Source organism: Paraburkholderia fynbosensis (assembly GCF_902859935.1).
GTDB lineage: Bacteria > Pseudomonadota > Gammaproteobacteria > Burkholderiales > Burkholderiaceae > Paraburkholderia > Paraburkholderia fynbosensis.
This window is the reverse complement of record NZ_CADIKI010000032.1, coordinates 25,400-50,477: the sequence shown is the minus strand read 5'-3', so window position 1 is coordinate 50,477 and position 25,078 is coordinate 25,400. Positions and strand designations below refer to the sequence as shown.

Annotated in this window: 25 protein-coding genes and 1 pseudogene; 12 read left to right on the top strand and 14 right to left on the bottom strand. The window is 61.4% G+C overall.

The window, feature by feature from the left end; genetic code table 11:
• Nucleotides 1–603 precede the first annotated feature (603 nt).
• Nucleotides 604–2,004 (bottom strand): TIGR00366 family protein, encoded by a 1,401-nt coding sequence (locus tag HV770_RS34980; RefSeq protein ID WP_175166023.1) that lies wholly within the window; start codon nt 2,002–2,004, stop codon nt 604–606.
• A gap of 514 nt (nt 2,005–2,518) precedes the next feature.
• Between HV770_RS34980 and HV770_RS34975 the strand changes: the two genes are divergently transcribed.
• From HV770_RS34975 to HV770_RS34965, 3 genes are all read left to right on the top strand, one after another.
• On the top strand, nt 2,519–3,241 hold the full coding sequence (locus HV770_RS34975; protein WP_175166022.1) for a helix-turn-helix transcriptional regulator: 723 nt from the start codon (nt 2,519–2,521) through the stop codon (nt 3,239–3,241).
• Nucleotides 3,242–3,273: 32 nt separating this feature from the next.
• A complete protein-coding gene (locus tag HV770_RS34970; RefSeq protein WP_175166021.1) occupies nt 3,274–3,648 on the top strand; it encodes a VOC family protein in 375 nt (124 codons plus the stop codon).
• Between the two features lie 308 nt (nt 3,649–3,956).
• Nucleotides 3,957–4,370, top strand: a complete 414-nt coding sequence (locus HV770_RS34965) for a hypothetical protein (protein WP_175166020.1) — start codon at nt 3,957–3,959, stop codon at nt 4,368–4,370.
• A gap of 229 nt (nt 4,371–4,599) precedes the next feature.
• Here the strand turns inward: HV770_RS34965 and HV770_RS34960 are convergent, their stop codons facing one another.
• From HV770_RS34960 to HV770_RS34950, 3 genes are all read right to left on the bottom strand, one after another.
• Nucleotides 4,600–5,043, bottom strand: a complete 444-nt coding sequence (locus tag HV770_RS34960; RefSeq protein ID WP_217468686.1) for a VOC family protein — start codon at nt 5,041–5,043, stop codon at nt 4,600–4,602.
• A gap of 203 nt (nt 5,044–5,246) precedes the next feature.
• A complete protein-coding gene (locus tag HV770_RS34955; protein WP_175166019.1) occupies nt 5,247–5,684 on the bottom strand; it encodes a RidA family protein in 438 nt (145 codons plus the stop codon).
• Between the two features lie 387 nt (nt 5,685–6,071).
• Nucleotides 6,072–6,854, bottom strand: coding sequence for an IclR family transcriptional regulator (locus HV770_RS34950; RefSeq protein ID WP_175166018.1), 783 nt, complete (start codon nt 6,852–6,854; stop codon nt 6,072–6,074).
• Between the two features lie 136 nt (nt 6,855–6,990).
• Here HV770_RS34950 and HV770_RS34945 point away from each other — a divergent pair, with 136 nt between their 5' ends.
• The 5 genes and pseudogenes from HV770_RS34945 (at nt 6,991) to HV770_RS34930 (ending at nt 11,781) form a co-directional block, all read left to right on the top strand.
• A complete protein-coding gene (locus HV770_RS34945) occupies nt 6,991–7,836 on the top strand; it encodes a sugar phosphate isomerase/epimerase family protein (RefSeq protein ID WP_175166017.1) in 846 nt (281 codons plus the stop codon).
• 29 nt (nt 7,837–7,865) lie between these two features.
• Entirely contained in the window at nt 7,866–9,221 is a 1,356-nt protein-coding gene (locus HV770_RS34940) for an MFS transporter (RefSeq protein ID WP_175166016.1), read from the top strand.
• 14 nt (nt 9,222–9,235) lie between these two features.
• Nucleotides 9,236–10,270 carry a Gfo/Idh/MocA family protein gene (locus HV770_RS34935; protein ID WP_175166015.1) on the top strand — a complete coding sequence of 345 codons (1,035 nt, stop codon included), beginning with the start codon at nt 9,236–9,238 and terminating at the stop codon, nt 10,268–10,270.
• A 273-nt stretch (nt 10,271–10,543) separates the two neighbouring features.
• Nucleotides 10,544–10,908, top strand: a pseudogene (locus HV770_RS39955) (alpha/beta fold hydrolase); the annotation flags it as partial.
• 93 nt (nt 10,909–11,001) lie between these two features.
• Nucleotides 11,002–11,781, top strand: coding sequence for an IclR family transcriptional regulator (locus HV770_RS34930; RefSeq protein ID WP_175166014.1), 780 nt, complete (start codon nt 11,002–11,004; stop codon nt 11,779–11,781).
• A 5-nt stretch (nt 11,782–11,786) separates the two neighbouring features.
• Here HV770_RS34930 and HV770_RS34925 read toward each other — a convergent pair whose 3' ends face one another.
• Genes HV770_RS34925 through HV770_RS34910 form a run of 4 tightly spaced genes read right to left on the bottom strand, consistent with a single transcriptional unit; the run spans nt 11,787 to nt 15,160 of the window.
• Nucleotides 11,787–12,587, bottom strand: a complete 801-nt coding sequence (locus tag HV770_RS34925) for a sugar phosphate isomerase/epimerase family protein (RefSeq protein WP_175166013.1) — start codon at nt 12,585–12,587, stop codon at nt 11,787–11,789.
• Nucleotides 12,588–12,603: 16 nt separating this feature from the next.
• On the bottom strand, nt 12,604–13,449 hold the full coding sequence (locus HV770_RS34920; RefSeq protein ID WP_175166012.1) for an intradiol ring-cleavage dioxygenase: 846 nt from the start codon (nt 13,447–13,449) through the stop codon (nt 12,604–12,606).
• Between the two features lie 32 nt (nt 13,450–13,481).
• Nucleotides 13,482–14,561 carry a maleylacetate reductase gene (locus tag HV770_RS34915; protein ID WP_175166011.1) on the bottom strand — a complete coding sequence of 360 codons (1,080 nt, stop codon included), beginning with the start codon at nt 14,559–14,561 and terminating at the stop codon, nt 13,482–13,484.
• Nucleotides 14,561–15,160 carry a nuclear transport factor 2 family protein gene (locus HV770_RS34910; protein WP_175166010.1) on the bottom strand — a complete coding sequence of 200 codons (600 nt, stop codon included), beginning with the start codon at nt 15,158–15,160 and terminating at the stop codon, nt 14,561–14,563. The genes HV770_RS34915 and HV770_RS34910 overlap by 1 nt, the downstream gene beginning before the upstream one ends.
• 270 nt (nt 15,161–15,430) lie before the next feature.
• Here HV770_RS34910 and HV770_RS34905 point away from each other — a divergent pair, with 270 nt between their 5' ends.
• From HV770_RS34905 to HV770_RS34895, 3 genes are read left to right on the top strand one after another with little or no spacing between them, the layout of a single operon-like run.
• On the top strand, nt 15,431–16,312 hold the full coding sequence (locus HV770_RS34905) for a shikimate dehydrogenase family protein (RefSeq protein WP_175166009.1): 882 nt from the start codon (nt 15,431–15,433) through the stop codon (nt 16,310–16,312).
• A 12-nt stretch (nt 16,313–16,324) separates the two neighbouring features.
• The gene (locus HV770_RS34900) at nt 16,325–17,215 is read left to right on the top strand and encodes an alpha/beta fold hydrolase (protein WP_175166008.1); all 891 of its coding nucleotides are present in this window, start codon (nt 16,325–16,327) and stop codon (nt 17,213–17,215) included.
• On the top strand, nt 17,216–18,262 hold the full coding sequence (locus HV770_RS34895) for a Gfo/Idh/MocA family protein (protein ID WP_175166007.1): 1,047 nt from the start codon (nt 17,216–17,218) through the stop codon (nt 18,260–18,262). It begins immediately after the preceding gene.
• Here HV770_RS34895 and HV770_RS34890 read toward each other — a convergent pair.
• Genes HV770_RS34890 through HV770_RS34880 form a run of 3 tightly spaced genes read right to left on the bottom strand, consistent with a single transcriptional unit; the run spans nt 18,259 to nt 20,780 of the window.
• Nucleotides 18,259–19,143: an alpha/beta fold hydrolase gene (locus HV770_RS34890; RefSeq protein WP_175166006.1), complete on the bottom strand. Its 885-nt coding sequence runs from the start codon at nt 19,141–19,143 to the stop codon at nt 18,259–18,261. The genes HV770_RS34895 and HV770_RS34890 overlap by 4 nt on opposite strands.
• A gap of 58 nt (nt 19,144–19,201) precedes the next feature.
• Nucleotides 19,202–19,957, bottom strand: a complete 756-nt coding sequence (locus HV770_RS34885) for an alpha/beta fold hydrolase (protein ID WP_175166005.1) — start codon at nt 19,955–19,957, stop codon at nt 19,202–19,204.
• 49 nt (nt 19,958–20,006) lie between these two features.
• Nucleotides 20,007–20,780 carry a 3-ketoacyl-ACP reductase gene (locus HV770_RS34880; RefSeq protein WP_175166004.1) on the bottom strand — a complete coding sequence of 258 codons (774 nt, stop codon included), beginning with the start codon at nt 20,778–20,780 and terminating at the stop codon, nt 20,007–20,009.
• A 141-nt stretch (nt 20,781–20,921) separates the two neighbouring features.
• Here HV770_RS34880 and HV770_RS34875 point away from each other — a divergent pair, with 141 nt between their 5' ends.
• A complete protein-coding gene (locus HV770_RS34875) occupies nt 20,922–21,830 on the top strand; it encodes a LysR family transcriptional regulator (RefSeq protein WP_175166003.1) in 909 nt (302 codons plus the stop codon).
• Between the two features lie 15 nt (nt 21,831–21,845).
• Here the strand turns inward: HV770_RS34875 and HV770_RS34870 are convergent, their stop codons facing one another.
• The 3 genes from HV770_RS34870 to HV770_RS34860 form a co-directional block, all read right to left on the bottom strand.
• The gene (locus HV770_RS34870; protein WP_246291501.1) at nt 21,846–23,222 is read right to left on the bottom strand and encodes an MFS transporter; all 1,377 of its coding nucleotides are present in this window, start codon (nt 23,220–23,222) and stop codon (nt 21,846–21,848) included.
• A gap of 106 nt (nt 23,223–23,328) precedes the next feature.
• The gene (locus HV770_RS34865; protein ID WP_175166002.1) at nt 23,329–24,231 is read right to left on the bottom strand and encodes an alpha/beta fold hydrolase; all 903 of its coding nucleotides are present in this window, start codon (nt 24,229–24,231) and stop codon (nt 23,329–23,331) included.
• On the bottom strand, nt 24,228–25,076 hold the full coding sequence (locus HV770_RS34860) for a sugar phosphate isomerase/epimerase family protein (RefSeq protein WP_175166001.1): 849 nt from the start codon (nt 25,074–25,076) through the stop codon (nt 24,228–24,230). Before HV770_RS34860 ends, HV770_RS34865 begins: the two co-directional genes overlap by 4 nt.
• Nucleotides 25,077–25,078: the final 2 nt, after the last annotated feature.

The window sequence follows — 25,078 nt, the reverse complement described above, 5'->3', positions numbered from 1 at the left end:
AGCGTCGGAGGAAATCGAGCACTGGCTGTGTCTGCAACCGGAAGCGAACTGTCGGTCCGTAAGTTAGGCTCCAGGTATTTCGACGGTCAGCTTCCGGTCGGTGTTGCTGGAAAAGTCGCTGACCGTCTTTCTCGCGAGGTTGCAAGGGTCTTCTTACCCTTGACCGATGTTCTCGAGCGGTTGGTAGGCCGATCCGGGAGGTCGATTTTTTCGGTGGCACATGGGAAACGCCGCGCAGCGACTTTTTCAACAGCATCGGACGGTACGACTCACTCGGATACTGTCGCAGCCGACTTTCGTTGGCCCTTGATTGCCAGCGGCAGCAAAGTAACCTTCAGCCGCCGCACGGCGCCCGAACGACGAACGTCCGCAATGGCCGAAGTGCACCCGCTCACCATCAGGCGACTCCCGACCCAACTATGGCCAACCTGACCAAAGCAGAACATCGAACGTCGACTCTCACCGACGCCGGCACGACGACGTCGAAGCTTTGATGTCCCTTGCACGAGGAACGGAAAAATTTCCTGCCCGGGCAGCGGTCTTTCCTGGGCGGCCGACACCCGAAGGGCGCAGAACTGGAGCGGAACACTGCGCCGCCAGACTTCAAGGAACCAGCCAGAGCGCAACCGCATAGATCACAAGCGATACGGCGAATGTAACCGCCGTATACCCCATCACGCGTTGAATGCGAATTCCCGCGATAGCAACAATCGGCACGGCCCAGAACGGCTGCAGCATGTTCGACACATTTTCCGCCATGGCGACGCCCATCGCGGTGCGCGGTACGGATGCATGCAGATCGAGTGCCGCGGGCAGTACGAACGGACCCTGCACGGCCCAGTGGCCTCCCGCGCTCGGCACCAGCAACGTGATGATGAGCGAGCTGAGAAAACTCCAGAGCGGAAGCATCGCTGGCGAGGCGATCGTCACGAACGCCTTGGCGATCATCGACGCAAGACCGGTGCCTTTCATGACGCCCATGATGCCGCCATAGACCGGGTACTGAAGCAGCATCGAACCGGTTTGGCGCGCGGCGCGGCGAATTGCATTCGCGTACGCGATCGGCGTGCGCTGAAGCGCGAGGCCAATCATCAGGAAGATGAGAATCGTAGTGTTGATGTCGAGGTCGATGCCTTCCTTGCGCCACGTCACCACGAGATAGCCGACGCCCAGTGCGAGCAGGAACAGCGTGCCGAATATGGACTGCTCGAGATGCGATGCAAACGACGCCGCCCCGCTCGGGCGCGCGTGCGGGTCATCGCCGGATGCGTCGGCCGCTTCTTCGGAGGTATCGCGGAACGCCACGACATTCTCAGGCTTCGGATGCATCCTGATGAAGACGACGGTCATCACGATTACAACCAGTACCGTCGGCACGAGAACGAAGGGCGCGAAGATGGTCTGACTGAGGGGGACGACGTGACCGGTCGCCTTCTCAACGAGATTGAGCGCGTTGCCGTGCGAAGCCTGCGACAGTGCGATGGAGCTTGACAGCCCGCTGTTACAAACGGACCATGCCGAATAGCCGCCGGCGACAAGCCATGCGAAGTCCACATCCACACGGCGCGCGATCTCGCGCGAGAGAAACGCGCCGACGATCAGCCCCAGTCCCCAGTTCAGCCATGCAGCGCAGGCGACGACCGGAAACACGAGACACGCCGCACGTGCAGGCGTGCGCGCATGGACGGCAAGCGTGCGCAGGCCGCGCTGTACGAGCGGCGCTTCCGCGATGGCATACCCGGTGGCAAGGATCAGGATCATCTGCAGCGCGAAGCCGAGAATGCCGAACGTGCCCGCATACCAGGCGTCGAGGATCGTTGGCATTTCGCCGTGCGGCGCAATGAATAACGCGAGCGCCACAACGACGAGCGTGAGGCAGATCGACAGAACGAACGGATCTGGCATCACGCGCTCGAAGACATAAACCAGACCTTCGACAAGTCCGCGCGGGGCGGCAGGATGGCCAGCCGCAGCCGTAGATGGTGAAACGGTGTTGCGCTTCATGGGGCAGTGCTCTTGTGACGCCCAGCCGGTGATGGCCGGTGCGTCTTGAGCCATGGCACGCACCCGCCATCCGGTTGGGATACGGTTGACGGCGAAAGCCTTTCACGCGTTGACGCCGGCAGGCCTTCGACATTGGGTGTTCGCTATTCGAACCTTCATTCGGTATGAGAACAGCATATTATTCGCCTTATCGATCATTGTCTGAATAAGGGTTCACCCTTATTCGGCGACCGGGAATAGGCGGAAGCTTTCAGCAAAGTGCCCGCAGATCTTGATCAGCTTCAGTTGTGGGGACCGTCCGGGGCGGCTCGCGTGCTGCTGAAAGCCGAAGGCGCCGATGCTCAGGCGCGAATGCGGACGGCATGAGACAGAACCCGAGCCAGATTGAGACGTTCGACAGAGCCGCATCGATCGTCAACAATGCAATGTCTTTCTGGACGCGACCTATTGCATTCGACTTGAAGTAACCGATAGCGTGGTCGATTTGCCTCAGTGTCGATATCAGGATTCACGTATGTCCCGCTCCGAACGTCTCCTTCATCTCCTGCAAGTGTTACGTCGTTATCGACGTCCCGTGCGTGGCCGAGCCTTGGCCGAGGAACTCGGCGTAAGCATCCGCACGCTATACCGGGACATCGCCAGTTTGCAGGCGCAAGGAGCAATGATCGAGGGGGAACCGGGCGTTGGCTATGTTATGAAACCAGGTTACTTGCTGCCGCCGATGATGTTTCGCTCAGAGGAACTCGACGCCCTGGTGCTTGGCATGCGCTGGGCGGCCGATCGCTGCGACAAGACGCTATCGTCCGCCGCGCTGAGCACGCTTGCGAAGATAGCCGCCGTACTGCCCACTGAACTGCGTCATGAACTGGAGGAGTCTTCGCTGCTAGTCGGCGCACCGTTGAAGAGAGCCGCCCAAAAAGTCTCGCCTGACATTCTGCGTGCCGCAGTCCGAGAAGAACAGAAGCTCAATATTACATACTTGGACGCCAGTGGTATCCACTCGCACCGTGTCGTTTGGCCCTTTGCCTTGGTGTATTTTGACCAGGCGCGAGTCCTGATGTGTTGCTGCGAGCTTCGTGCTGATTTCCGGAATTTCCGTTCGGACCGGATCTCGAACGTCGAGCATTTGGAAGAGCGCTACCCTAAAAGGCGGTCAACACTGCTTCGTGAGTGGCGCAGGCTCAATCATGTCGCCAGCCGCACAATACTGCCAGAATCTGACAGTATCGACCATTAGAGTGAGCTTCCTTTCTTGACGAGGAGCTCAAAATGAAGTTCGCTTCGGTTCGTGTTGTTACCCGGGATATCGACGGCCTCGTCGATTTTTATCAAAGGCTTTCCGTTATGGAGGCCGTACGTCCGGCCGATGGGTTTGCTGAAATGCGATTCGAAGGAGCGACGCTTGCGATTTCGTCTGAGCATCTGATCAAGCTTTTCAACGTCGGAGCTGCCACTGCGGCTGCAAATCAATCGGCGATCCTGGAGTTCGAAGTGGAGGACGTTGACGCGGTGTTCGAACGGATGAATGCGTCCGGGACAAACATCGTGATGCCGACGACGTTGATGCCGTGGGGCAATCGCTCGCTCTTGCTGCGCGACCCTGACGGGAATCTCGTCAACATATTTTCTCTCCCCAAGAGCTGAGCGAACCCGCCGTCGCGGCTGCCCGCCGCGTCATTGTTCGTTCCTTCGCGGACGGCCGCTTCGGGATGACGCGGCCATTCCATGTGGGTCGCGTGCCGCCGATCGCTGTCTTGCGAAGTTCATGCAACGCGTGCCGGTCACAGAAGGCAGTGACCGGTCAAGATCGGCTTTCGAGGACGATGGGAGACTCAACATCGAAGGGGAAAGGGTGGTCCAAGATGTCCTTGGCGCTGATGTCTCACTACCTGCAGCAGCGGCCCGCTGACGCACCATGAACCTCGATCAACGGACTACAAAACGGAAGCGCAATGGCTGGAATCGTCAAAGCCAGCCAATCGTGGGGTGCAGATCTCAAAACACCTGCCGTAAACCGAGGTAATGGCATCCTGCTGGGCGCTGTCGCTGCCGGAAAGCGGGCCGCGATTGCGTCATCATCAAGAAAAAATGAAACGACTCGCGAGAAGGATATTGAAGCAACTATCTCCGTTGCGGGCGCAAACTCCATGCCGGGATTGCGCCATAGGCCGGGTCGTTACGACGCAGTGGAACGAAGGAGCACGAAGGAACTTGTCCTGTTCGTTAAAGGCGGCAACCTGAACATGCGGGGCGGCGAAGCGACTTCGTTTTTCACGCAATATTTCGCGATTCGTCAACTGGCACAGAATACTGGCACAGCGATTATCGTATCCATGACGGCCGTCTCCCGGACCAGGTTCCATTGAACGAAGTGAAGATTCGAATGTTGGTCTCGCAAATTTTCGCCGATTTGCAGAAAGAGGGATTCCTCATTCCGCCAGTTCCGCAATGACTTGGCCTGAGTGTCGATAAGATAGTAAGCCGGCTGCGGCGCTCCTTACCCGCGGTACTGAACATCCGTTGTCGAGCAACCTAACCGTCCCCTCGGGGTCGGCTAGGATCGATCATTCGAGCGGCATCCCGAGCATTCGAAGTCTAGCCGGCCGGGGCGACAATTTCGACCTTGATCCGGTCGGGGTCTTCACAGTAGAGGGCATAGTGCTGGGGGCCGCCGGCGAAAGGATGACGATCCTCATAGAGCACGCGATATCCATTTGACTTCACCCATCGCGTTATTTCATCGACTTGCGTTTGAGACGCCGCATGGAATGCAAGGTGGTTCAAACCCACATTCCTTCTGTTGTAAGCGCCATCGACCTTGTCGACTTGCGTGAACACGAGGTAAGTGGTGTCGCGTATGTAGCTTCTGCCGCCATTCCAAACCTGATGTTCGGTATATTCGAACCGCTCGAGTAACGGCGCCCAGAATCGCAGCGACCTTTCTAGTGATGAAACGTTGATTTCCAAATGATGAAGGCTTCCCGGTGCAGCCATATGGGTTGTTTTGTCGCGAGGTAAATGATGCTCGAAGTATGGCATGACTGCGGATAACGCAAATCGGCGCGGGCTTCCCGTCACTCGTCAATGTGCTGTGTAGATGCATTCTAGGAATGGCTGTTATGGAGCGAGGCCAATGTCCCTTCAGAGTCGCCTTAGGCCCTTTGTGCGAGAGGCCGCGCCCGCGGCGATCGCCGCGCTTGGTCGCGGGGCGCTAGCCGGCCAGGCCTTGCCGTGCGAGGAAATCACTCACGTAGTGCCTGGTTGCCCGGCCCAGGATGGCGAAACCGCGAGCGGGGAATTTCGGCGATCGCCGCGATCTCGATTAGCAGTTCAGGCCGGTATAGACGTTGGACCTGGACGGTCGTCGTGACAGGATACGGCGCGCCAAAAAACTCTTGGCGAATGTCGCCGGTGACCATAAAGGCCTCAATGTCCGTTGCATAGTGAACCACCGAAATCACATCCGCCATCTGTCCACCAATCGACGCTAGGACGCTGCGAATATTCTCCAGAACCTGCCTTACCTGTGCGCGCATGTCCCCTCGCCCGACGATTTGTCCGTGCCGATCGAGCGACACTTGGCCCTTCAGGTGAGCGATCCGGCCATCGCCTTGAATGACCGCCATAGAGAAGGCGCCGAAGGGCGCCCAAACTTCACTCGGGTTCACTGCATCTACCATTGCGAAACTCCTACGATGGGGTGTTGCAGGGCATCATACATGGCCATCGAATGGCCGTTATCAGGCCGGGCGAAGGTCCGTTGCGGGGTCGACTCATGCCTTCATGAAAGCTGCTGCCGAGGAGATCGCCGCTCTTGGTCATCCGGCGCCAAGCGGCCAATTTGAGACGTTTGGCGAGTCCCCTTCGCGGACGCTAGAGCGGCTGCTCCTTCCAAATTCCAGTCAAAGTGTCGTTTTTGCCGCTTATCAAAGGGACAGTTCTTCTTCGGTCCCGGAGGGACTGCTCCGGTACGATCGGTGATCCGTGATCGGAAATTGGCCTTCCTGCTTTGGCCGAGCGTGTTTCACGCGCCCGTGAGAATTGTCCGACCGGAAATGCCAACGCGCTCAACCGCGCGCAAACAGCGGAGAGCTCCGGCTGGCGATTGCCATCGCCTTCGCACATTCGATGACCTTCGGCGCCAGCGCATCCATGCGTTCGGCCGTCATGCGAATGGACGGTCCCGCAATGCTGATCGTGCCGAGCGGCTCGCTGTCATCGTCGAGCCTCACGACGGCACCGACCGCACTCGTTCCCGCCTCGTAGGCATCGAACACGACGGCATAGCCCCGCTCGCGCGCCAGCTCGATCTGTTCAAGCAACGCGCGTAGCGATTGCGGCGCGCCAGGCCCCATCTCGCGGGCGCGCTCCATGCCCTGACGCGATATCAGCGCAAGCGCGCGCTCGTCATCGAAGGAGGCGAGATACGCAATGCCATTCGCCGTCGCAGGTAAGTAAATCTCCAGTCCCGCGTCGGGGTCGAGCCGCAGCCCCGTGCGCGCGCCTTGCGCTTTCGCCACCCAGATCAGATCGTCGCCCTCGGCGACAGCAAGCCGGACCAGCTCTCCGCTGAACTCGGCCAGATCGTCGAGCAGTGGTTGCGCTGCATCGGTAATGCCGGTGGCCGCGAGGTAGCTCAGCCCCAGCGACGCGAGTTTGACAGTGAGCCGGTACTGCGAGGTATTCGCGTCCTGCTTCACATATCCCGTTTCCTTCAGGTCGGTGAGCAGCCGATGCGCGGCCGTGCGCGGAATGCCGAGGCGGTCGCCGACCTCGGACATCGGAAGGCCTTGGACGTGGTGGGAAAGCAGCTCGACGATGGCAAGCGCTCGGTCGCGGACAGCGGTCATGATGAGCCAGGCAGGAATGAAGTCTGGTCATTCTATCCCATCTGGATTCCTGTTTCACCTGAACATCGATCGGGTAAACGTGAAATGTGGTTTGATAATCCATTTGGTAAGGTAAACCACCAAATGAGACATCAACATGAAGCTGGCAATCGATTCATACAGTTACCACCGCTATTTCGGCGAGATTTATCCCGGCCTGGAGCACGACCCCGGGACGCGAATCAGCATGGAGGGCTTCGTCGACCGTGCAAAAGAGTTGGGCGTCGATGGCGTTTCGCTCGAATCGTGCTTTCTGCCGAATCCGACGCCCGACGAGATCGCGCGTCTGCGCGCGCAGCTCGACCGCCTCGAACTCGAGCGGGTGTGGGCGTGGGGGCATCCGGGCGGACTGCGCTCGGGCGCGGCGCCGGACGAAGTCGTAGACCTCAAGCGGCATACGGAAATTGCCGCGGCTGTCGGCGCGAAGGTGATGCGCATTTGCTGCGGCGGGCGCCGCACGCGCATCGACGACTGGACGGAGCACAAGGCCCGCCTCGAGCCGCTACTGAGCGATGCTGCCCGTCACGCCAGAAGCCACGGTGTCGTGCTCGCCATCGAAAACCATATCGACCTGCTCGCCGACGAACTGGTTGAGCTGATAGAGACCGTCGATTCGCCCGCACTCGGCGTGTGCCTCGATACGGCCAACAACCTGCGCATGCTCGAAGACCCGTCGCTCGCCATCGAGAAGCTTGCGCCCTACGCGCGTGCAACGCACATCAAGGACATCGCCGCGAAAAGCGGTAATCCGCGTGAGTTTGCCTTCTGGCCGAGCGTGCCGCTGGGACAAGGGCTCATCGACGTGCCGCGCGCCTTCGACGCGCTGCGCAAGCATGGCTATGCGGGCTTGCTGGCGCTTGAGATCGATTACCTGCATCCCGCCTACGAAGACGACGAAAAGGCGATCGCCGACAGCATCGAATACATGCGCGGACTGCTTTGAGCTGCGCCGAATAAAAAACAGGAGACGACATGAGCACCCGTGGCAACCAACTGAACGTCCAGGAGTTCCTGGATTCGAGGCCCCTTTCCGGCTTCCACTGGAAGATTCTTTTTCTGGGCCTCGTGGTCCTGGTTCTCGATGGCTTCGACGTGGTCGCGATGGGCTTTATCGCTCCCGCACTGATCGCCGAGTGGAAGATCGGCCGCGCCGCGCTCGGTCCGGTGCTGAGCATGGGACTGTTCGGCCTCGCGATCGGCGCGCTCGCCGGCGGACCGCTGGCGGATCGCTTCGGCCGCCGCAAGGTCATCATCGGTGCCGTCATCTTCTTCGGCGTGATGAGCCTGGCCTCCGCGTGGTCGCCGAACGTCGAGGTGCTCTCGGTCATGCGCTTTCTGACGGGACTCGGGCTGGGTGCATCGCAGCCGAACGCCGCGACGCTCGCATCCGAATATGCGCCCAGGAAGCATCGCTCGGTCATGGTGACCGTGATCTACTGCGGCTTCACGCTGGGTGCGGCTGGCGGCGGCTTTCTCTCCAGCTATCTGATTCCGACGCACGGCTGGCATTCCATTCTGGTGGTCGGCGGCATCGCGCCGTTGCTATTCGCTGTGCTGCTGTTCTTCGTGCTGCCCGAGTCCGCGAAGTTTCTTGCTGTGAAGCACGAGGGACGCACGGCGCTCGCAAGCATCATCAACACGATTCAGGCGGGCACGGTGGACGCTTCCACCGAACTGGTGACGGCCGAGCGCGAACATGGGGGGAAGGGCGCCATCCGGCTCATCGTGTCGAAGCCGCATACCACGGTCACGCTGGCGTTGTGGGTCGGGCTGTTCATGAACCTGATGACGGTCTATTTTCTCAATAGCTGGCTGCCGATCATCGTCAAGGACAACAACTTCTCGCTGCCCGATGCGGCGCTGGTCGGCGCGATGATGCAGGTGGGCGGCACGCTCGGGAATATCGTCATCGGCTGGGAGATGGACCGCTTCAAGGCGCACAAGGTCATGATCGCGACACTGTTCGTGGCGCTCATCTTCACGATTGCCATCTCGCAGTTGAACTTGGGTCTGGCCGGTCTCATTACCCTCATGTTCCTGCTCGGCTACTGCACGAACTCGACTAACACCGGCTGGACCGCGATGGCGGCGAGCTACTACCCGACCGAGATGCGCGCGACGGGCACGAGCTGGATGACGGGCATCGGCCGCTTCGGCGCCATCTTCGGCGCATCGATCGGCGCCGTACTGCTCAGCTTCAAGTGGAACTTCGGACAGTTGTTCCTGTTCCTGACGGTGCCTGTCGCCATCGCCATCGTCGCAGCGTATGTGCAGGGCCGGGTACATGGCAATGCGGCCCCGGTGTTGCGCCGCGCAACCACGCATTGAATCGGAGAGCAGCGATGTCAGTATCACGAGTGGGTCTTATCGGCGCGGGCGCAATCGGGCGCGCGCATCTGGTCGGTGCAGCGCAGGCAGAAGGCGTCGAGATCGTCGGCATTGCCGATCCGAACGTGGCGTCCAGGGCGCTGGCCGAGGAGTTCTCGATTCCCTGGTTCGCCGATCATCGTGCACTGGTCGACGAGATGAAGCTGGATGGCGCCATCGTCGCGACGCCTAACGCCTTGCATTTGCCGATTTCGCTGGAACTGATTGGCGCGGGCGTCGGCGTGCTAGTCGAAAAGCCGATTGCCGATACGGTCAAGGAAGCACTGCGCCTGGCCAGGACGGCAGCCGATGCGAACGTTCCCTTGCTCGTGGGTCACCATCGGCGACATAACTCGATTATCCGCACGGCGCGTTCGCTGGTTCGGGATGGCAAGCTGGGTCGGCTCGTCTGCGTGTCGGTGCTCGCGACGTTCCTCAAGCCGGACGCATACTTCAACGAAGCATGGCGGCGCACGGCGGCGGCGGGGCCGGTGCTGATCAATCTCATCCACGAGATCGATTTGCTGCGCTTCGTTTGCGGCGAGATTGCGAGCCTGCATGCCATGACGTCCAATGCGGTTCGCGGCTTCGACGTGGAAGATACCGTCGCCACGGTCCTTCAGCTCGAGAACGGCGCGGTCGCGACCATTACCTTATCCGACACGGCTGCTTCGCCCTGGAGCTGGGACACGGCTTCCGGCGAGAACCCCTCGTTTGCAAGGCATCCCGTCGAGAGTCACTTCATCTCCGGCACGGAGGGTTCGGTGGCGTTGCCGAGCTTGCGCATGTGGCACTACGCGGGCGAACGCGGATGGTTCCATCCGCTGGCCGATGAACAGGTGCGTCATGCTGCGGCCAATCCCTATGTCGAGCAGATGCGCCACTTCGGCGCGGTCATACGCAAGGAGGAACTGCCGCTTTGCGATGGCTTCGACGGCGCCAGAACGCTTGAGATCACGGCATCGGTGAGACGGTCTGCCGAGTCCGGAGAGGTCGTCCGTTTCAAATGACCGCTCGCGGCGACGGACCGCTCTCGCGCGCTAATCCTGGGAAGACGCGCGACCTTCGTTGAGCGTCTCCTGAAGACGCTGCGGCGCCCTTCCGGATCGGCTATCTGCTTTAAGATGGACTGCAGGCGCTCCCGATGTAGTGCCTTCGTTTCGGGACAGTCAGCCGCGCCTTCGATCAGACGCATGCAATCCGGAAAGGAGCGGATGTCGGCAAGGCTGAAGCCGGTTGCGATCAGGCGCTGTATCTGCGCATTCATCACGAAGGTGTTTCATGTCGCGCATCCGGAGGTCTATCGCGACATGGTCTCTTCGGACCTGAAAACGCATCTCGATGGCGAACGCACGTTCCTCACCTTCTTTCATACGCAACCGGACTGTGGGAGATGCAGTCGTCGGTCCAGTCGACGAGCATGCCTGTGATCGAAGGACTCGGAAACGCACAGGTGCCCGTGTTGCTGCTGTATGGCGCGCGCGATGCACTCATCGACGCCCATGCTGCGATAGCGCGTGCGCGTGCGATCAACCCTCGCGTCCGAAGCGCGGTCTAAGCGGAATCGGGGCATGCGCCCTTCATCGAGGAACCGGATCGCTTCAATCGCGACCTCGCGGCGTTCCTGAACTCGACGCTTTCGCGCTGAGCGTTTCCGCTTGTGAATGCGAAACGTCAGGACATCCTTGACAGGCTTTCTACGAGCGATAAACTGTTCCTCCATATGAACGGAGGCGCAGCAATGCGGCGTGAAGAAATCGAGTCGAATAGCACGGTCAAGTCGGCGGATCGGGTGCTGGATCTGTTCGAACTGCTGGCACGCTGGGGGCGCGAGATGGCGCATGCGGAAATTGCCGAGGCGCTCGACATCCCCAAGAGCAGCCTCACCAAGCTCATGCGGAATCTGACCGATCGCGGCTATCTGCGGTTCGTGCCGGAGACAAAGGGTTATCGGCTGGGCGATGCCATTCTCAAGCTTGCGCAGCAATCCAATCAGTTGCGCAGTCTGATCGCGTGCGCGGAACCGGTGTTGCACGATATCACCCAGCAGACCGCGGAGTCGTGCGCGCTCAATCAGCTGAAAGGCGAAGAGGTCGAGGTCGTGGCTACGGTCGTCAGTCAGCAACGGCTGCAGTCGCACATGCGCCTGGGCGATCTCGCGCCGCTCTATGCGGTGTCGGGCGGCAAGGTCATTCTGGCGTTTCTTCCCGATGTGATGCGCGATGAATACCTGCGTTCGCTGTCGTTCGAGCGTTTCACGAAGAACACGATCTCGACCAAAAAGGCGCTGCTGAACGAGCTGGAGCTGGTGCGCACGCATGGCTTTGCCCAATCGATGGAAGAGTACACGCCGGGCATCGTCGGCGTAGGCGTGCCGATCCTTTCCTCGACGGGTTTTCCGCTCGGCTCGCTGAATCTCGCGATCCCCGCCGTGCGGTTTTCGAGCGAAGTAGGCGAGCGTTCGGTCACGATTCTCAAGGCGGCCGCCGCACGCATCCAGCGTCAATATCTCGCGGAATAGGCCTATTAACGCATCAGAAAGCGCTGCGTCGCCTGCATGACGATTCGCGCCTGTTCATCGAACGGCAGGCCGCGCAAGGCCAGCGTCGGCGCCTCGATCGCGAGCGTCAGATCCGGGTGGAGTCGATCGAGCAGCGCATGCAACGGCAGTTCGCCCTGGCCGGGAAGCAGGCGCGTGGTCCGTGCTTCGGTGCGTCGCTCGGCTACCGAGACCGGCGATTCGAGCGGCGCATCGCATAGCTGGATGTATTCCAGGAGCCGGGGATCGATGCGGCCGACGTCCTCCACGCTTGCGCCCGAACGAAAGAGCTGCAATGCATCGATCAGGAGCCGCGCATTCGGCTGGCCGCTGTCGCGCACGGTCGCGAGTGCATCGCTCAGGGTGCCGATCGCGCAGTAGGTGATCAGTTCCAGACCCACGGTCATGTCGAAGCGTGCTGCCGCTTCGCAGAGCGCGACGAAGTTCTGCATGAGACGTGCGCGATCGTCGTCGAAGCCGACCGCCAGCGCATGCGATGCGCCAAGCCGATGCCCCGCCTCCAGTGCAGGCAACAGGTCGCCGATGTCGGTAGCCGGCTGGAGCCAGATGGCTTCGATATCGAGGAGCTTCACGCCCGTCGCATGCATGCGGGCTTCGAGTTCGCGAATCAGCCTGGCATCGTGTGCGACATCGACGATGCGATCCGCTGCGGTCGGCGCGACCACGCGCAAGCCGTAATAGTCGAAACCGCCCGCATGCGCGGCATCGACGAGTTCCAACGGATGTGCATCGAGCATCGTGAGATGGTGCAGGGACAGCTTGTGCATGGGAATCCTTGGCGAATCAGCTTGGGCGATGGTCGGGTAATACGAAGTCATAGACGAGCAGGGCGGTGTCCGGTTCGTCTTCGACCGACCCGAGCCGCTGGATCAGCGCGTCCTTCACGCCGAATACCACGTCCGAATCGAGATACTGATCGCCATCGAGAAAAACATGCGTCACGATTGTCTCGAAGCCCGGTGCGCTCAGCTTGAAATGCACATGCGCCGGCCGATACGGATGGCGGCCTTGTGCGTCGAGCATCTTGCCGACGGGACCGTCGTTCGGAATCGGATACGCGGCGGGTACGATCGAACGGAACCAGAAGCAGCCGTTCTCATTGGTGCGAACACGTGCACGCATGTCGAGTGCAGCGCGGCCCGTGCTGCGCTGGACGTCGTAGAAACCTTCATCGTCCGCATGCCACGTTTCGACCAGTGCACCCGCGACGGGTTCGCCGCGCGGGTCCCGCACCGTGCCGCGCACGAGCAGCGGCGGACCGTCGGCAACATGCGAAATATCGGCGCCGAGCGGGACTTCGCGTGCCTCCTCGACGTAGAACGGTCCCAGCACGGTCGTCTCCGTCGCGCGGCCAGCGAAACGATGATTGATGGCATCGACGAGCATGGACACACCGAGCGTATCGGATAGCAGAATGAACTCCTGACGCGTATCGGAGCACATCTGCCCGGTATCGGTGAGAAAGGCGATGGCTTGCGCCCATTCCGCCTCGGTCGGCTCGATCTCCATCACGAAGGCGTGTAGATGCCGCACCAGCGCCTCGCTGATGGCCCGCGTGCGTTCGTTCGTGCACGCGCCCAGTCGGTCGAGAACCGCTTGCGTGATGTTGTCTTCGTTGAAATTTCGCATGAGTGCGTCCTGACGTGACGTGTTCGTTGCCTTCATTCGACGCGCGCTGGCGGCTCGCCGTTCCACGCGCGCGTGAGCATGACGCGAAGCGTGCTCGCATCGGGCGTTCGCGGATTCGAATAGGCATTCTGCGTGATCCGTTCGATGGCGAGGTCGATACCGTCTTCCGGCATGCCGATTGCCTCGAGCGAGAGCGGCACGTTCAGCGCCCGCGCGAGTTCGTGCAGACCGGTCCATGCATCCTGCGCATTGAGCGCGCGTGCGATACGCATCATGGCGACGGGCGCGGCATCGGCGTTGTAGGCGGCGACATGCGCAATCATGATCGCGTGCGTTTGCGCGTGCGGCAAGTCGAAGCTTCCGCCGAGGGCATGACAGATCTTGTGATGCAGACCCATGCTCACCGCGCCGAGACATGTTCCGCAAAGCCATGCGCCATATTGCGCGATGCGACGCGCGTCGATTGACGATGGCGCTCGCATGATCTCGGGCAGCGCGCCCGCCAGCGATGCAATGCCTTCCTCCGCCATGAGCGAGGTAATCGGATTGCCATCGGCCGCGTAGAGCGCCTCCACTGCATGCGCGATGGCGTTGAGGCCGCTTGCCGCACTCATGGCCGGCGGCAGTGTGGAGGTGAGTTCGACATCGTAGATCACGACCTCGGGCAGCACCTTGCGCGTGCGTTGCGTGCGCTTCTCGCCGTCCCGCGTTTCGCCGATGATCGGCGTCACTTCGGAGCCTGCATACGTGGTCGGCAAGACGATCTGCGGCAAATCGGTCTGCAGCGCAATGGCTTTCGCCAAACCGATGGCCGAGCCACCGCCTATCGCGATCAGACAGTCGGTGCGGCCACGTGCAACGGCGTCCAGCGCACGGACGGTGACGTGCCAGGGCGTATGCATCGCGGCATCGGAAAAGCGGCTCGCCGATGCAGGGTCGAATGCTGCAGCGATGTCGTCGCCCCGCGTGTGCTGCTCGGGCGATGTCACGATGAGTGGACGTGCGCAGCCGAGCCGCGCGACTTCGTCGGCCACATCCGCGCGCCGGCCTGCGCCGAACAGGACGCGCGCCGGCAACGGTTCGTAGGCGAACGTCTGTGCATGACGATCCATCACAGCGTTCCGGATTCGAGCCACGCGCGACCACGCGTATAGAGCGCTTCGACAGCTGGACCGGTCAGGCCCGGCATGTCGCGCTTCACCGCATAGCCGATCTTCGTCTGGATATAGGCGAGGTGCCGATAACCCTCGGGGAATCGGCCGAGGATTTCCGCGTCTAGATCGAGCTTCACGCCGGTATCCACGGGATCGAGCCGATCCTTCTCATAGATCGGCTGACGCAGGCGCAACAGCCACCGTCCATCGAGTTTTTCGTAGAAGTCGTAGAACCGGCCAGTACAGACGACATCGCAACGATGACCGTGCACGTCGCCGCGCTGCGAGATGGTCATCTTCGTCTGCGCGGTGGCGCGCGACCCCGCGAGATCGATCGCCGTGCCACCCAGAAAATGCAGGATGCTGACGCCGCGCGCCCAGCCTTCCCGCGTGACGCGGATGAATTCCGGTCCCGTGCCCTGAAACCAGGTCGCCATCATCACGCCATCCGGATGCCACAGCGTGGCGAAGCGTTCCCAGTCGCCCGCATCGCGCCACATTGCCCAGTTTTCGATGGCTTCGCGGATCGCGATCCGTTCCTGCATGTCTTCGTTCATCGATTTATCCTTGTGTTCTCATACGGAAAGTAGTTCCCATAGTGATTGAGCATGAGCCGGGACGTCAAGACTAAATCATGCTTTCTCGGGACAATCCCTAATTCGTTTCCATATGGAAATCGCGTGCTGAAAAGCGTTGACGTATAGGAATGAAAGTTTCTAACATGGAACAATAATCCAGATGGAAACACGGAGACGAGTCAACGGAGACGCGCATGGCGAACAGCGCGGCCGCGCATGACTTACACCCCTCACCCGGAGAACATGCTTATGTCCGTATCCAGCGATGCCAACGCGGAGCGCTTGCGGCTCGATGCACCCGCCGATGCACTCACGCGCCTGTATTTCATCTTCGGCTCGCCGATTGCGCATGTGCGCGCGCCGGTCGTCTGGAGCACGCTGATGAAGCGTTATGGCGTCAATGCGCTGATGCTGCCCGCCGATGTCCACTCCGATCATGTCGACGTTGCGATTGCCGGTGTCAAAGACGTCGCGAATGTGGACGGCATGATCTTCACCATGCCGCACAAGTTCACGGCGATGAAGCACGCCGACGTGCTAACCGCACGCGCGCAACGCATCGGCTCGATCAACCTGCTGCGACGTCGCGCCGATGGAAGCTGGGAAGGCGACAACGTCGACGGCACGGGGTTCGTCGACGGACTGCGTGCCGATGGCGTACGACTGAAAGATGCGCACGTGACGATGCATGGTTGCGGCGGTGTGGGACGCAGTATCGGCTGGTCGCTGGCGACGCAGGATATCGCCCGTCTCACCGTGTTCGATCTCGACGAAACGCGCGCTCAGGCGTTAGCGGACGCGATCCGGCAGGACAGCAAGGCGCTCATCGAAGTGGGCACGATGGCGGACGGGTCCGACATGCGCGAGGTCGATGTGGCGATCAATGCGTCGCCGCTCGGCCTCGATGCGGACGACGCGCTGCCGTTTGCCGTCGACCGCTTGCCGCCGCATGCGGTTGTCGCTGACGTCATCATGGACCCGCACATGACCGCGCTCCTGAATGCAGCGAGCGCACGCGGACTCAAGGTTCATCACGGCAGGAACATGATGAACCATGCCATGCCGGTCGCCGCATCGTTCTTCGGACTGGACGATGCCTTCGACTGGAACGGCGCGTCGGTGCAAGCCTAACGAGGACTCGCGATGTTCAATGATTTCACCCGTTTCGATATCGAAGCCGGCGACGTGCGTTTCAAAGGCGTAATGGGCGGCGCCGGTGCGCCTGTCCTGCTCCTTCACGGCTATCCGCAAACCCACATCGTGTGGCGTCACATTGCGCCGGTGCTGGCGCGTTCATATACCGTCATCGCGCCGGACTTGCCGGGTTACGGCGACAGTCGTACCTTGTCGGGCACGCCGCGATGGACCAAGCGCCGTGTCGCGCACGCGCTGGTCGAACTGATGCGCAAGATGGGCCATGAGCGCTTTGGCATCGTCGGGCACGACCGTGGGGCGCGATCAGGATATCGGCTTGCGCTGGATCATCCGGCGCGCGTGGCGGCCTATGCATCGCTCACGGTCGTGCCCATCATCGATGCGCTCGATGCCGTGGATCGCCGCTTCGCGATGAATGCGTGGCACTGGTTCTTCCTGTCGCAGCCTGCGGACCTTCCCGAGCGCATGCTCGCGGCGGCCCCCGACGCGTTCATCGAGCGCGCGCTGGCCAGGATGGCGGGCGGTCTCGATCGCATCGATCCCATCGCGCTGGACGCGTACCGTCGCGCCTTCCGCGATCCCGACGTGCGTCACGCCATGTGCGAAGACTATCGGGCGGCAGTCGAAGAGGACTCGGAATACGACACAGCCGATCGGGCGCGCGGCGCACGGCTCGCATGCCCCGTGCTCGTGCTCTGGAGCAGGCGCGAGCGCGCAGGGCAGATTGCGACGCCCATCGACATCTGGCGCAACTGGGCGGACGACGTCAGCGGATGCGGCATCGGCGGCGGTCATCTGTTGCCGGAAGAATCGCATGAAGAAGTGTTGCGCGAACTCGTTCCGTTTCTCGCGCGGCACGTACCGACAAAGGAGAGTTGAATGGCCGAACGAATCAATATTGCCGTGATCGGCGCGGGCGTGATCGGCAAGCGTCATATAGATGAAATCGCTCACAACGACGCATGCAGGCTCGCGGCGATTGCCGATCCTTCGCCCGAGGCGGCCGCGTACGCGGAGGCGCTGAACGTGCCGTATTACCGCGACTATCGCGAGGCGCTCGCGAGCGGCGATGTGCATGCCGTCATCGTGTGCACGCCCAATCACACGCATCTCGAAGTGGGGCTGGCGTGCGTCGCGCGCAAGCTGCCGCTGCTGATGGAAAAGCCCATCGCCGACGATCTCGATGCGGCCCGTACGCTTGCCGCTGCGGCAGCCACGGCGGGCATCGCGATGCTGGTCGGGCATCATCGCCGGCACAATCCGGCGGTGCGCGCAGTGAAGGACGCGATCGACGGCGGCAGAATCGGCAAACTGGTTCTGGCGAACATCATGTGCCTGATGGTCAAGCCCGACGCTTACTTCGAGGTTCCCTGGCGGCGTCAGCCCGGTGGCGGGCCGGTTCTCATTAACCTGATTCATGAGATCGACCTGCTTCGGCATCTGTGCGGCGAAATCGTCTCTGTCCAGGCGGTGACGTCGAACGAGGTTCGTAGGCATGAGGTCGAGGATTCTGCGGCGTGCACGCTGACACTCGCAAGCGGCGCGCTCGCCAATGTCAGTCTGTCCGACACGACTTCGGCGCCGTGGAACTGGGACACGACGGCAGGCGAGGATCGCGCGCTCTTCGATTATCGTCCCGTACCCACGCATTTTTTCGCGGGTACGGATGGTGCCCTCACGCTGCCGGATCTCGCGTTGTGGTCGTATCGCGGAAAGAAAGGCCGAGATCAGCCCATTCACGATACGCACCTTTCCTGCGTCGCGGAGAACGTGTACGCGGCACAGTTACGTCATTTCCTGGATGTGGTGAAGGGCGACGCCCGACCTATGATCGACGGACACGACGCTGCCCGGACGCTTGCGGCAACGCTCGCCGTAGTCGAGGCGGCGCGGACGTCGCGGCCGGCGACGCCCTCGCTCGTTTAGTGCTCGCAGAACTCGCGTAGAGCGGCGACGAGCAGTTCAGGCTGCTCTTCAGCGAGAAAGTGCCCGCAGCGCGGCAGCGAACCGCCACGCACATTGTCGGCCACCGCGCTCATCCGCCCGACGATGTGCGGTCCCCAGCGACGGTCGCCGCCGAGCGCGAGAACCGGAAGCGAGTCGGGCAATCGTGGTGCGTTGCGATTGTCGATGACATCCTGCGGGAATTGCCGATACATCTCCATCGCCGCCCGAAACGCACCGGGATGCGAATAGGCGCGAACATACTCGGCCATATCGATTGCGGAGATCGCCGCCGCATTGTCGATGCGATCGTTGATGAACGAGCTGATATAGATATGCTCGCGGCCACCGCAAATCAGGGCCTCGGGAAGGTAACGCTTCTGATGAAAGGAGAAGTGAAATAGCAGCGGGCTGGATGCAATCTCGTCCCAATCGCCGACGCCAGGAATGGAGGCATCGAGGACGGTGAGCGAGCGCGTGGGGAACTGCCATGCATAGGCGTAAGCGACCATCGCGCCGATATCGTGGCCCACGACATGCGGCGGGTCGTCACCGATACTCTGGACCAGACCGAACAGATCGGCTGCAAGCTGTTTCTTCGTATAGCCGGATTCGGTCTTGTCGGAAAAGCCTACGCCGCGCAGGTCGGGAACGATCAGGGTGAAATGCTCGCCGAGCGGACGAAGCACGCGATTCCATTCCCACCAGTTCTGCGGAAAGCCGTGGATGAGAAGCATGAGCGGCGCCGTGCCGAGTGGCTGGCCACCCGTCACATAGTGCAGCTTCACGTCTTCCACGTATGCGGTGTCGTGGCGGAATCCGTCCGGAAGATGATCGGGAGAAAGTGGGCTATCGAACGTCATATCGTGTTTTCCGATTCATGTCGTCATGCAGGTTTTGGGGTGCGCGCCAAGGCGAGTGTTAGCCGGCTTCCGCGCCGATGATTTCAGCAAGACGCTCTGGCTGAGAGAAGAATGGCGAGTGGCTGGTGTTCATCGTGACCACCTTTGCGCCAGGTACGTCGGCTTGCATGCGCCGTTGCTGATCGATGGGAAGCGCAAAGTCCTGCGTGCACTCGATGAACACGCGAGGAATCGAGCCGAATCGTTCCTGCGTCGTTTCGGTCCGGGCGTGATAGGGCACGGCCGTGTTCGTCGGCACGACGTTGGCAGCGGCGACGGCGACGTCCCGGTCGCTGCAATCGCCGTAGAACGACGATCTCACCGTGGCGAGCGCTTCCACGTTCAACGAAACGCCCTTGCCGTCCGCTGAAGGCATCACGATATCGAAGAGCTTCGCGACGGAAGGATCGTTCCTGTATCCGTCGGAGAGGAGATAGTCGTTCGCGGACTTGTCGCGCGGAGTCATGAAAGCCGTCAGGTAGACGAGCTTGCTAATCTTGTCCGGGTACTGCTCGCCGAGATGGGTCAGCGCGACGCCACCCATGCTGTGTCCGAGCAGGACGACGGGTTCGGCCGCGTTGTCGAGCAATGCGCTGACGGCTGCCGTGTAGTCGGTCATGTCCGTGACCTGCTCGTAGCGTGCCGGATCGAGGCCGTGGGATTTGAGATCGGGGCACAGCACGGGATGTCCCTGCGCGGCAAGCAGCGTGGCGACTTTCTGGAAACAGCCGCCCCAGTGCCATGAGCCGTGTATCAGAACGATGGTTCGCTTCATGTGAGACCTCCTGAGTGTCGAGTGGCGCGATGCACGCGCGACTGAAAACCTAGAACCGGTTGATATGCATGCCCCCGTCGAGTTCGAAAGCGCTGCCGGTCGAGAACGAAAACGTGCCGACGGCGAGTGCAGCAACCGCGCTACCGATATCGTCCGGCGTGCCCCAGCGACGGATCGGTGTGAGTCCTTCGCGAATGCGTTCATCGAAGTTCGCCGCCGAGACCGCTGTCATGTCGGTGCGAATGATGCCCGGGCGAATCTCATGCACCGCGATGCCGTGTGCGGCGAGTCGCGTGGCGAACAGCCTGACCATCATCGAGAGGCCCGCTTTGGAGATGCAATACTCGCCACGGTTGATGCTGACGGTATCCGCGCTCGTCGATGAGATGCAGACGATGGAGCGATAGTGTTCCGGATCGGGAATGTCCATCATCCGGCGGGCGAACCGCTGGGTCAGAAAGAACGGCCCGCGAAGATTGACGTCCAGATTGCGGTCATAGCTTTCGACCGAAACATCGAGCAGATCGCCGCGCGACAATACGGAAACGCCAGCGTTATTCACGAGCGTGTCGATGCGTCCGAAGGCTTGCCACGCACGATTCACGAAATCGTCCTGCTGGTCCAGTGCGGCAATGTCCCCGAGCGCGATCGCGCATTTGCGTCCTCTGGCCTCCACACCGTCGATCGTCTCGCGCATGGCATCGTCATCGAACAGATCGTTGATGACGATATCGAATCCTTCGTCCGCAAGACGCCAGACGATCCCACGGCCGATGCCACGTCTGCCGCCTGTGACCAGTGCGACTGGCGCGTTTATTTTCATAAGATTTCCTTCGAATAAAAATGCGGGATTGCAATGCCTGCGATCAGGCTCAGGTGATAACCTCATCGATGCACCTGACAAGCCCACCAGCTTGAAAACATCCACCGAGTGCACGTTGACTCTTTTCGATGGGTTAAAAACATGGCAGAACTCGACGTCAGGCTCCTCACCGTGTTCGCGGAGACCTACAAGGCCGGCAGTGTTTCGCAGGCCGCGATCAACCTGGACCTGTCGCAGCCGACGGTGTCATTCAATCTGGCAAAGTTGCGCGAGCACTACAACGATCCGCTGTTCGTGCGCTTGGCTCACGGCATGGAACCGACTCCCTTTGCCGTCGACCTCTACGAACAGGTACTCGGCCTGCTTGCCACCTTCGAGGCCGTGTCGAAATACCGGACGCTGTTCGATCCGGAACGGGCCGCGCGAAACTTTCGTGTTGCCGTGACGGACGTCGCGCAAAACGTATTGCTGCCCCGCTGGCTCAACCGGCTGCGATCCATCGCGCCGGACGTGAAGCTTACGATCACGCACATCGCCGACGAAACGCCGGGCATGCTGCAATCTGGCGAGGTGGAACTGGCCATCGGATTCATGCCCCAGCTCAACGACGGTTTCTATCAACAGAAGCTTATGGAGGAAACGTATATCGGCATCATTGCTGCCGACCATCCGCGCCTGAGCGATCAGCCCAGCGTCAGCGAGTTTCTGGCGGAAGGGCACATCACGGTCACACCATCCGGAACGGGGCACTCCATCCTGAATCGGATCCTGCGGGGCATGCAGCTCGACCGGAGAGTCATGCTCGAAGTGCCCAGCTATCTCGGCGTTGCGGAAATCGCCGCACGCACCGACCTCGTCGCCATGATCCCGTCACGGCTCGCAGCCTTGATGCTCCGGGAAAAGTCGATTCGCTCGTTCACATTGCCGTTCGATCTGTCCGCTTACGCGGTGAAACAGCACTGGCATTCGCGCAACCATCATGACGCGGGGCATCGGTGGTTACGGTCGGTCGTCGCGGACCTGTTTCTCGAAACATCGCCACTGTGCTGAATGCATCGGGATCGGTCATGCCGGCTCACTCGGTTTCGGCGGAGCGCGCATCGAAGTGATCCGCCGACGCCCGTCGCGGCGCAATCGTTCGAGTCCGAACATGGCCAACGTGGCGATCACACCTGGCACGGCGAGCAGGAGCAAGAACGTTTCGAAGTTCACGCCGAAGCCGATCAGCGCACCGCCCGCCATGGAGCCGAGCACCGCGCCGACGCGCCCTGCGGCGTTGGCCCATGCCACGCCCGTGGCGCGGCTGCTGGTCGGATAGTAGCTACCCGAGAGCACGTAGCCGCCAATCGTGCCGCCGCCAATGCAAAAACCTATGCCAAGCACCGTTCCGACGATGATGAGCTTCGATCCTTCCGACCACGCGCAGATCAGGATCAGCGCCGTCGCGACGAGAAACGCCAGCGCGAGCACACGTTGCGGGTCCGAACGGTCCATGCGACGGCCCAGCCAGATTCCGCCGATCGTGGCGCCGACCTGATACATCATCGTCATCAGCGATGCCTGCCTGAGCGACACGCCTGCGGCCGCGAGCAGCACGGGCAGCCAACTGGTCAGCAGATAGACGATCAACAGGAGCATGAAGAAGGTCGTCCACAGCAGCAGCGTGACGGGTGCAGTACCGGGCGCGAACAGCTCGCGAACCGACGACGTCCGATCAAGCGGCTTTGCGTTGGCATACAGCGAGACCTGGCCCGCATCATGTATGCGAATGCGGTCCGCGATGGACGTTGCGACGAGACGATCTTTTGGTGTGCCGCGCAGGAGCAGGAAGCCGAGCGATTCCGGCAACATCGCAGCGAGGACGGGTACGAGCAGGAGCGGCGCGATGCCACCGATCGCCAGCACACCGCGCCAGCCGATCATGCCGACAAACTGCGCACTCGCGAGGCCGCCGAACGCGCCACCGATGGTGAAGCCGCAGAACATCAGCGTGACGAGGCTCGATGCCCGCGATCCCGGCGAGTATTCGCGCGCCAGCGTGACCGCATTCGGCATGGCGCCGCCGAGCCCCACACCGGTGAAGAAGCGGGCGATGACGAGGGCGGTAAGACCGGGCGATGCGGCCGTTGCGAGGCTCGCGATGCCGAACAGAAAGATGGACACGATCAGGATCCGCTTGCGTCCGTAGCGATCCGCTAAAGGCCCGAACAACAATGCACCTGCAGTCAGGCCGAGCAGTCCTGCGCCGAACAGCGGCGCGAGCGCCGATGCAGCCACTTGCCACTCTGCGCGGATTGCAGGGCCGAGAAAGCCGATGCCCGAGGTATCGAAGCCATCGACGGCGACGATCAGGAAGCACAACACCAGAACGCGCTTCTGGAACGCCGAAAGGGGCTGTGAATCGATGAACTGCTCCACGTTCATCCGTGTATCGCTATGCACAAACGTCTCCGTATTCTCTGGCCGGGCCATGAAGTGATTGCCGGCATGAGTCGAGTATCGGGTGATCGTCTGAGGGTGTCCATAAAGCCGGATCGATGAGCCTTATTCAAAGCTTCGATAGGGCTTGTCGACGCGTCGTGGCATGCTTGAAGATGAATTCGCGCACGGCTTCGGCGAATTCGGCTGGCCGTTCCTCGGGCACGTAATGACCGCAATCGTCGATCAACCTCTCCGTGACGTGAGCGGCCACGCGGCGCAACGTATCGGCGGACGCTTGTCCGTAGCCCCATCGTGCGCCGATGGCCAGTGCCGGCATGGCAAGCGGTGTCTTTCCCCAGACGACGTTGTCCTGCCGGTCCAGCGGCAGGGTGCGGTAGTAGCTGAATGAGCAGCGCAACGCGCCGGGGCGTGCGAGAGCACGGGCGTAGACCTCGATATCGTCGGGACTGATCGAGTCGGCATCGAACACGCCTACGGATTCGCGATGCACGAAGTGGTCGATGAAGAGGAACTCGCGCCCCCGCACCAGCGACTCCGAAATGTCGCCGGCCATGTTGAAGCCGAAATGCCAGCTTCCGCCGCGCGATACGTCCATCGCCTCTTCCTGCCCGAAGGACGGGAGACTGCTTTCGACGAACACGAGATGGCTCACCGACTGCGGCCATTGTGCGGCGTACGCGTACGCGATATGTCCGCCCAGATCGTGTCCGACGACGGCGACCTGCGTGATGCCGAGCGCATCGACCAGTTCATGCAGCCTGCGCGCGATGGTCTTCTTGTCGAAGCCGCTTTCCGGTCTGGACGAATCGCCGAAGCCAGGAAGATCGGGCGCGATCACATCGAAGTCCCGGCTCAGCAACGGCATGACATGTCGCCATGCCCACGAAGTTTGCGGCCATCCGTGCAGCAGCAGGACGGTTGGGCGGGCGTCGGGCGGTCCGCTGCGGCGATAAGCCAGCCGGACGTCCTGCCCGCGATGGGAGCGCATCTGCGTCGTGACTTCGATCATGAACGTGCCTCGCCGTCAGACCGTCCGGGGGCCGCGTGCATCGCGAGAACTTCCGCCGATGCGCGCAGATCGTCGAGCGGCGTCGAAGAGATGATTTCCAGAATCGACACGCCGGAAAAGTTCACGTCCTCGGCTGCGCGAAGGATCTCGTCGAAGCGGACCAAGCCGAGACCGACACGGTCATGACGCCACTGGCTGCGCGTGCCGTCCGACAGATGAAGCTGACCGAGACGAGGCGCGCATTGTCTGATCGCGTCGGCCTGGTCTTCGCCGACGAATTCTGCATTGGAGACGTCATATGCGATCAGCAGTCGCTCGTGAGGCAGGGTGTCGAGAAACGCGAGCATCGCGGCGGTGGTCGGAATCGGGGTTTGCGGATGAAGCTCGAGAAAGATTTTCTGGTCGAGCCGCTCCGCTACGCGAAGCAGTTGTTCCAGGCTGTCCCGCAGCAGAAGCTCGGAGTCTTTCGAGGGCGGAGGAAAGAGCGACGATACTCTGCCCGGCACCGCAACGACCGCGCCGCAACCCAGTTCCGCCGCGAGCTGCATCGTGCGGATATAGAGATCGACCGAGTATTGCCGGAACGATTCGACGCGGCTGACGAGATTCAGGTCGAGTGCGGGCAGATTGAGCGATTCGATGCGAATGCCTTCGTTTCGCAACGCGCGGGCAAGACTCGATCGGTCGGCGGGCGAGAGATCGTCGGGCCATAGGTGGCCGGGAACGACGAGGGCATCGAAATCGTTCAGTCCAATGTCGCGCATTTTCAGCATGGCATCGAAGGCAGACTCGCGCCACATGAACGAAAACGTACTGCCTCCAAAGCCTTTGGTTGGTGTTTGCATGG